Genomic DNA, 6,692 nt, shown 5'->3' with positions numbered 1-6,692 from the left:
GTCACCGATGCGAGAGGCAGACCTATCCGGTTCTTCATGTCGGCAGGACAGGTCAGCGACTACACCGGCGCAGCGGCGCTTCTGGACAGCCTGCCGCAGGCCGATTGGTTCCTGGCGGACCTTCGAAGCAAGGCACATCCTGATCGCGGTGAAATTTCGGGTTCAACCCTTGCCGCGCCAGCCGCCGATGCTCCAGCGCCCGCTCACGCGCGACGTTCAGCGTGACCACAGCAGCGCCCCCCAGACCGAAGTCTGTGCGAAGCGGTTTCCCCTCACGGTTCTGCTGCCCTTTGACGGTGACACGCACGATCCAGCGACGCGCGCCTGACGGATCGACAACGAGGTACAGACCTCCACCGTCACTGTGGCGGCCCGGCCCAAGGCTGCGAACGAGATTCTTGGTCAGCTTGCCCGAGGTGTAGCTCATAAAAGGTACCACCTTTCGTACCACAAAATGAACAGAACCTAGCGCAATCGAAGCAAACCGAACGAAACCAACCAACGCAAATCAGCGCATAAGTTCATCGCCTTATACGCTAGTTTGGGATGATTCGCAGGTCAATGAAAATGGTGGTTGGCGGAGCAGGTGGGATTCGAACCCACGGAACCCTCTCGGGTTCGACCGATTTCAAGTCGGTTGCCTTAGACCACTCGGCCACTGCTCCGACGGCGGTTTTAGGGGGTGGCGTCGGGTTTGCCAAGCATGTGTTCACAAGGGCGCTCTGGCCGTGCCGGCCTGCGTCCGGCTGGGCCGGGCAAGCGCCACCACCTCCGACGCCGCGCGGCGACAACGGAGGCGCGGGCTACGCGCGCCACCATGGGCCGCCATGCGCGCCGGCGCTCGGTGATGGCGCCGTCGGTGGCGACGACCTCGACGAACAGGATCAGCGGCTCGGGCTGGCCCAGATCGGCCAGGATCAGGTCGGGCAGGGTCTTGTCGGCCTCGATCCTCAGGCCGATCGCATGGGCCAGCGCGTCATCGCGCAAAACCACCTTGTTGCCGCTTTCGCTCAGCCACAGGACGGCGGGCTGGGCCATGAACCGGGGCGCGAACACCTCGATCACCGCCTGCGCGATCACCGAGCTGGGGCCCGGCGCCAGCAGGCGGGTGTCGCCATTGGGGCAGGTGACCCGGATGCCCGCCGCCCCGGCCGCCGCACCCGCGCGCATAATGGTGACGCGCGCAAGGGCGCCCTTGGTCAGATGGGTGTCGTGGAACCGCGCGATGGCTGTGGCCAGCATCCCGCCCTGCAGGGCCGGGTCGAACAGGGCCGCGAACCCGCAGCGCAGCGCATAGCGCGGCTGGCCGGATGTCGTCGGCAGATCCTCGCGCCGGGTCACGGCGCCCACCGCGACCAGACCGTCGCGCAGGGTTTCGTCGCGGATCGGCTCGCGGGTGTTGTCGGCATACCAGCGGGTTCCGGCCACGGCGCCGTTGCGGCGCAGCACCGCCGCCGCATAGCCCGCGCGATCCGCATCACCGGCCCGGCCCGCCTGCTCATCGGTCATGCGATAGACATGGACCGGGCCAAGATAGCGCCCGCTGCCCTCGACCGCGCCGATATACAGCGCGGCAAACACCGTGCTGGCGGCCAGATCGCGGATGCAATAGGTCCGGTTCGGCGTGCCTTCGGGAAAGATCAGGGGCAGGCGTGCGGCGATCAGGTCCCGTGTCGCATAAGGCGGCAGGCCGGTCATGCAGGCCCGCCATAAAGCGCCGCGCATTCCGCCTCGATCCGGGCCTTCGGGGCGCCTGCCTCCAGCAGCGCCGACAGGCGGGCGGTCTGGTCGGGGGCGGGCAGCGGCAGCGCCTCCAGCTCAAAGGCCGAGACGGCGACACTGCCGCTGATGCAGCGGAACAGATCATCGACCACGCGGCTGTTCAGCAGGGCGGCCACCACCGCCGGGGGCACCAGCGGCTGCCCGGCGGCGCGCACCATATTGAGGTGGTTTTCGACCACCACCCCGTCATGCGCCTCGATGAACTCCAGCGGCAGTTCGGCGGCGATCAGGCGGCGGGCCTGTTCCTTGGCGGTGGTGCGCTGGACCAGCACGCAGGGCCGCCGGGTCAGCAGCCAGCCGTCGCCCGCCTCCAGCCGGAAGCAGGGGGCGTGGTTGCGCTTGCGGGCACGATGGGCAAAGCGGCCATCCGGCGTGACCGCCTCGGCCCAGATCAGCGGATGCACGTTCCGCCCGCCCGCGCGGTCGCGCAGCTGGCCCTTGTGGCGGTTCCAGACCAGCGGCCCGGTCGAGACGGAATAGCCCCAGTCCGCCAGCCGGTGCGCCATCCCCCCGGCATGGGCGACAAGGCGGCTGTGTTCCGGCAGGCGGGGCGCCAGCCAGGGCGCGGCCCGGTCGGCGGGCAGGGCGATGGTGCCGTTGCGGGTGATCTGCGCCGCCCCGTCGGCGGTGACGGTCAGATAATGGATGCGGGTGCGGCCCGCCACCGCGCCGCGCCGGTAGGTGGCCAGCAGGGTCTCTTGCAGGACATCCTCGAACACGCCGCGCCGGGTGTGGACAAAGTCGATGGCGATGGGCGGGGCCTCGGTCGCCAGCAGCCCGCGCAGGGCGGAGTAATACTGCCCGCCCAGCAGGCTGGTGGGCGTCAGATAGGACACCAGACCGCCGGGCCGGGTCCAGCGCAGGGCGGCATCGGTGAACAGCCCGTAAAGGTTGGCATGACCATACAGGCCACGGGCATAGCGCGCGCGCAGATCGGGCGGCAGCGTCACGCGGCCATAGGGCGGGTTGCCGATCACCAGATCGAACACCGGCTCGGGCGGGGCCAGCAGCGTGTCGCGGGCGGTGATGATCTGCGGGGCCGGGCGCCCGGCCCGGCCCGCCAGCCCGGCCAGCGACATCTCAAAGGCGCATTGCGCCAGCAGCGCCGCATTCGGGTCCAGCTCGAATCCCGACAGGCGCGAGGCGACATGGCTCAGCGCAAAGACCGGCTCGCACTCGCCAAGCGCTGCGATCATCCGCTCTGCGGCGTGGATCACGAAGATGCCGCCGCCCGCCGCCGGGTCCAGAACGCGCGCCGTGCTCCAGTCCAGACCCTGTTCCTCGGCCTGATCCAGCAGCCGCCGAACCAGCGCGGGCGGCGTGTAAAAGGCGCCGCGCGCGCTGCGGTCCCGTGCGGGCAGCAGCGCCGGATACAGGCTGGTGATCTGGTGCAGCGCCTCGGTCAGCGGCAGCGGTGCGGCCACCCGGCCAATGGTCGCCGCCAGCGCCATGGCCGGATCGTCCAGCGCCATCAGCGCCCCCCCCAGCGAGGGGCACAGATCGGCCGCAATCCCCCGCGCCCGGCCCAGAGCCACAAGGCTGTGGCCGGTGAAGGCCGCCGCATGCCCCTCGCGGTCGCCATCGGCAAGGGTCGAGGCCCAGACGCGCGCCATCATCCGCGCATCCGACAGCTCCAGCCGCGTGCATTCCGGCGCGGCCTTTCGGGCCGTCCGGGGCACTGTGCGGGGCGCTGCGGGGCGCCGCCGGGGGCGGGCTGTCGGGTCTGTCGTCTCCATGGGACCAACCCTAAAAGATGCGCCCGAATTTGGCGATAGCCCGCGCATGTTCCTGCTCTGTTTTATCTGCCGGGCGGGGCCGCCCGGCAGGATCGCGCCTTACGCCCCGAAATCGCTGGCGTCATGGCGCTCGGGCATCTGCTGCGCCTCGTCGCCCGAGACATTGTTGACCCGGATGCCCCGCTGAACGGCCGGGCGCGCGGCAATCTCGGCCTGCCAGCGGTGCAGGTTGGTGTAGCTGGCCGTATCCAGAAACGTCGCCGCGTCGTTATAGGCGCCGCCGGTGATCAGCCGCCCGTACCACGGCCAGATCGCCATATCGGCGATGGTATACTCGTCGCCCGCGATGAACCTGTTGTCGGCCAGCCGCTTGTCCAGCAGGTCAAGCTGGCGCTTCACCTCCATCGTGAAGCGGTCGATCGCATATTCGATCTTGACCGGCGCATAGGCGTAGAAATGGCCAAAGCCGCCGCCCAGATACGGGCCCGCGCCCATCTGCCAGAACAGCCAACTCAGCGCTTCGGTCCGCGCGGCGGGATCGGTGGGCAGGAAGGCGCCGTATTTCTCGGCCAGATACAGAAGGATCGCACCCGATTCAAAGACCCGCTGCGGCGGCGTCACCGAATGATCCATCAGCGCCGGGATCTTGGAGTTGGGGTTCACGGCCACGAAACCGCTGCCGAACTGATCGCCGTCACCGATGCGGATCAGCCAGGCGTCATATTCGGCGTCATGCCCCGCCTCCAGCAATTCCTCCAGCAAAATCGTGACCTTCTGGCCGTTGGGCGTGGCCAGCGAATACAGCTGCAACGGATGCTGGCCCACCGGCAGATCGCGGTCATATTGCGCGCCTGCGGTCGGTTTGTTGATGCTGGCGAACTGGCCACCGTTCTCCTTGCCGGGGGTCCAGACCTTGGGGGGCGTGTAATCGTCGGTCATTGTCGGTCCTGTCATAATGTCTGACCCAAGGATGGGGGCGGGCCTTGCGAACATCAACGGGGCTTGGCAGGTGTTCCTGTTGTGTTCTATAATCGCCCCATGCTGCCACCCCGCAACCCCGATCAGCGCCTGCGTGCGCGCGGTGCCGATACCAGCCCCACAGGCCGGTTCGAGGCGCATCAGCATGTCCGCGAAAGCGACGGCTGGGACATCCCCGAGGAACAGGCCCTGCTGCGCACCGAGGTCGCCATCGAACGCCCGCGCAGCATCATCACCCGCAACAGCTCGCCCGACATCGCCTTTGACCGCTCGATCAACCCCTATCGGGGTTGCGAGCATGGCTGCATCTATTGCTATGCCCGCCCCAGCCACGCCTATCTGGGCCTGTCGCCGGGTCTGGATTTCGAGACGAAAATCACCGCCAAACCCGACGCGGCGGACCTGCTGGCCCGCGAACTGGCGCGGCCGTCCTATCGGGTCGCGCCCATCGCGCTTGGCACCAATACCGACCCCTATCAGCCGATCGAGGCGAAACTGGCGATCATGCCCGGCCTGCTGCGGGTGCTGCGCGACTGGAACCACCCGGTGACGCTGGTGACGCGCGGCCAGACGGTGTTGCGCGATCTGGATCTGTGGGCGGAACTGGCCGCCCGCGATCAGGCGGCGGTGGGGATCAGCGTCACCACGCTGGACGCCGATCTGGCCCGGTCGCTGGAACCGCGCGCCCCCGCCCCCGCCACCCGGCTGCGGATGATCGCGGCCCTGGCGCGGGCGGGCGTGCCGGTGCGGGTCATGGTGGCCCCGGTGATCCCGGTCCTGACCGAGCCCGAGATCGAGGCGATCCTGACGGCGGCCCGCGACGCGGGCGCCACCACCGCCAGCATGATCGCCCTGCGCCTGCCGCATGAGGTGGCGCCGCTGTTCCGCGACTGGCTGGACCGCCACCGCCCCGGCATGGCGGCGCATGTGATGAACCGGGTGCAGGCGATGCGCGGCGGGCGCGACAACGACCCGCGCTTCGGCCACCGCTTTCGCGGCGCGGGGGTCGAGGCACAGCTGGCGCAACAGCGGTTCCGGCTGGCCCGCCGCCGGCTGGGCTATGCCGAGGGGGCGCCGGCGCTGGACTGCACCCGCTTTGGCCCGCCGCCGCGCGCGGGCGATCAGCTGTCGCTGTTCTAGTTGCGCCGCCCGTTGGCGGGTCGCCCGCCCGGCACCCGGCCAATCGTCAGCTGCTCGTCCCCGCCACCGGGGCTGAACGGCCCCAGCCGCGTGGTGATCTGCTCCAGCGAGGGGCGGGGGCCCTGGGCGCGGCTGTCCAGCGCGGCGCGCATGGCGGCCAGATGTTCGGGCATGGTGCCGCAGCAGCCGCCGATGACCCGCACGCCCAGATCGCGGGCAAGGCAGGCATATTCGGCCATCATCGCGGGCGTGCCGTCGTAATGCAGATGCCCGCGTTCCAGCCGCGCGACCCCGGCATTGCCCTTGGCGATCAGCGGACGCTCATTGCCCGAGGCCGCCAGCGCCGCCACCGTCCGCAGCAGATCCGAGACGCCGACCCCGCAATTCGCGCCGTAAGCCACGGGGGGATTGGGCAGACGCTCGACCGCGGCGGCCAGCTGCGCAGGTGTGGTGCCCATCATCGTGCGCCCCGCCGTGTCAAAGCTCAGCGCCCCGCACCAGGGCATGCCGACCCGCCGCGCGGCCTCGGCGGCGGCGCGCAGCTCTTCCAGCGAGGACAGCGTCTCGACCCACAGAAGATCGGCGCCGCCATCGCGCAGCGCCTCGGCCTGTTCGTGGAACATGTCCACCGCATGCGCATGGGTCAGGCTGCCCATCGGCTCCATGATCTCGCCGATGGGGCCCATGCTGCCCGCGACCACGACCGGGCGCCCGGCCTGATCGGCGGCCTCGCGGCCCAGTTCGGCGGCGCGGCGGTTGATTTCGGTGACGCGGCCGCCCAGCCCGTGCAGCCGCAACCGGCTGGCATTGGCGCCAAAGCTGTTGGTCAGAAACAGGTCCGATCCCGCCGCCATCGCGTCGCGATGCAGGGTCAGGATCGCGTCGGGGCGGGTCAGGTTCCACAATTCGGCGGGGCTGCCCGCCTCAAGCCCCATATTGAACAGCGCCGTGCCGGTCGCGCCATCGGCCAGCACCCAGTCACGGGTCGCCAGCAGCCGCCCAAGCGGATCCGTCATCACAGCACCTTTGACAATCGGGACCGCAGCCGCGGTCCCG

The 6,692-nt window shown here is 69.6% G+C and carries 5 protein-coding genes, 1 tRNA gene and 2 pseudogenes; 2 read left to right on the top strand and 6 right to left on the bottom strand.

Annotated elements, in window-relative coordinates; all coding sequences use genetic code 11:
- Nucleotides 1-120, top strand: a pseudogene (locus ACK41U_RS15435) (IS5/IS1182 family transposase); the annotation flags it as partial.
- A 31-nt stretch (nt 121-151) separates the two neighbouring features.
- Here ACK41U_RS15435 and ACK41U_RS15430 read toward each other — a convergent pair.
- The 5 genes and pseudogenes from ACK41U_RS15430 to yghU all read right to left on the bottom strand — a co-directional run.
- Nucleotides 152-427, bottom strand: a pseudogene (locus ACK41U_RS15430) (Arm DNA-binding domain-containing protein); the annotation flags it as partial.
- A gap of 148 nt (nt 428-575) precedes the next feature.
- Nucleotides 576-665, bottom strand: a tRNA-Ser gene (locus ACK41U_RS15425).
- A gap of 10 nt (nt 666-675) precedes the next feature.
- Entirely contained in the window at nt 676-1,698 is a 1,023-nt protein-coding gene (locus ACK41U_RS15420; RefSeq protein ID WP_409681843.1) for a BsuBI/PstI family type II restriction endonuclease, read from the bottom strand.
- Complete coding sequence (locus ACK41U_RS15415; RefSeq protein ID WP_409681841.1) at nt 1,695-3,518, bottom strand: class I SAM-dependent DNA methyltransferase; 1,824 nt, start codon at nt 3,516-3,518, stop codon at nt 1,695-1,697. The genes ACK41U_RS15420 and ACK41U_RS15415 overlap by 4 nt, the downstream gene beginning before the upstream one ends.
- Before the next feature lie 99 nt (nt 3,519-3,617).
- Complete coding sequence (gene yghU / locus ACK41U_RS15410) at nt 3,618-4,457, bottom strand: glutathione-dependent disulfide-bond oxidoreductase (protein ID WP_409681839.1); 840 nt, start codon at nt 4,455-4,457, stop codon at nt 3,618-3,620.
- Between the two features lie 99 nt (nt 4,458-4,556).
- On the opposite strand from yghU, the gene ACK41U_RS15405 reads away from it, so the two are divergent.
- On the top strand, nt 4,557-5,636 hold the full coding sequence (locus tag ACK41U_RS15405) for a PA0069 family radical SAM protein (RefSeq protein ID WP_409681837.1): 1,080 nt from the start codon (nt 4,557-4,559) through the stop codon (nt 5,634-5,636).
- Here ACK41U_RS15405 and bmt read toward each other — a convergent pair.
- Nucleotides 5,633-6,652 carry a betaine--homocysteine S-methyltransferase gene (gene bmt, locus ACK41U_RS15400; protein ID WP_409681835.1) on the bottom strand — a complete coding sequence of 340 codons (1,020 nt, stop codon included), beginning with the start codon at nt 6,650-6,652 and terminating at the stop codon, nt 5,633-5,635. The two genes, ACK41U_RS15405 and bmt, sit on opposite strands and share 4 nt — an antisense overlap.
- Between the last annotated feature and the right edge of the window lie 40 nt (nt 6,653-6,692).

It is taken from the genome of Paracoccus sp. (in: a-proteobacteria), from assembly GCF_046289755.1.
GTDB lineage: Bacteria > Pseudomonadota > Alphaproteobacteria > Rhodobacterales > Rhodobacteraceae > Paracoccus.
Note: the sequence above shows the minus strand (reverse complement) of the source record. Positions and strands in the feature narration are given on the sequence as shown.

Coding starts and splice junctions, on each gene's coding strand:
- ACK41U_RS15405 (WP_409681837.1), top strand. CDS start 4,557: ATGCTGCCACCCCGCAACCCCGATCAGCGCCTGCGTGCGCGCGGTGCC.
- bmt (WP_409681835.1), bottom strand. CDS start 6,652: ATGACGGATCCGCTTGGGCGGCTGCTGGCGACCCGTGACTGGGTGCTG.
- ACK41U_RS15415 (WP_409681841.1), bottom strand. CDS start 3,518: ATGGAGACGACAGACCCGACAGCCCGCCCCCGGCGGCGCCCCGCAGCG.
- yghU (WP_409681839.1), bottom strand. CDS start 4,457: ATGACCGACGATTACACGCCCCCCAAGGTCTGGACCCCCGGCAAGGAG.
- ACK41U_RS15420 (WP_409681843.1), bottom strand. CDS start 1,698: ATGACCGGCCTGCCGCCTTATGCGACACGGGACCTGATCGCCGCACGC.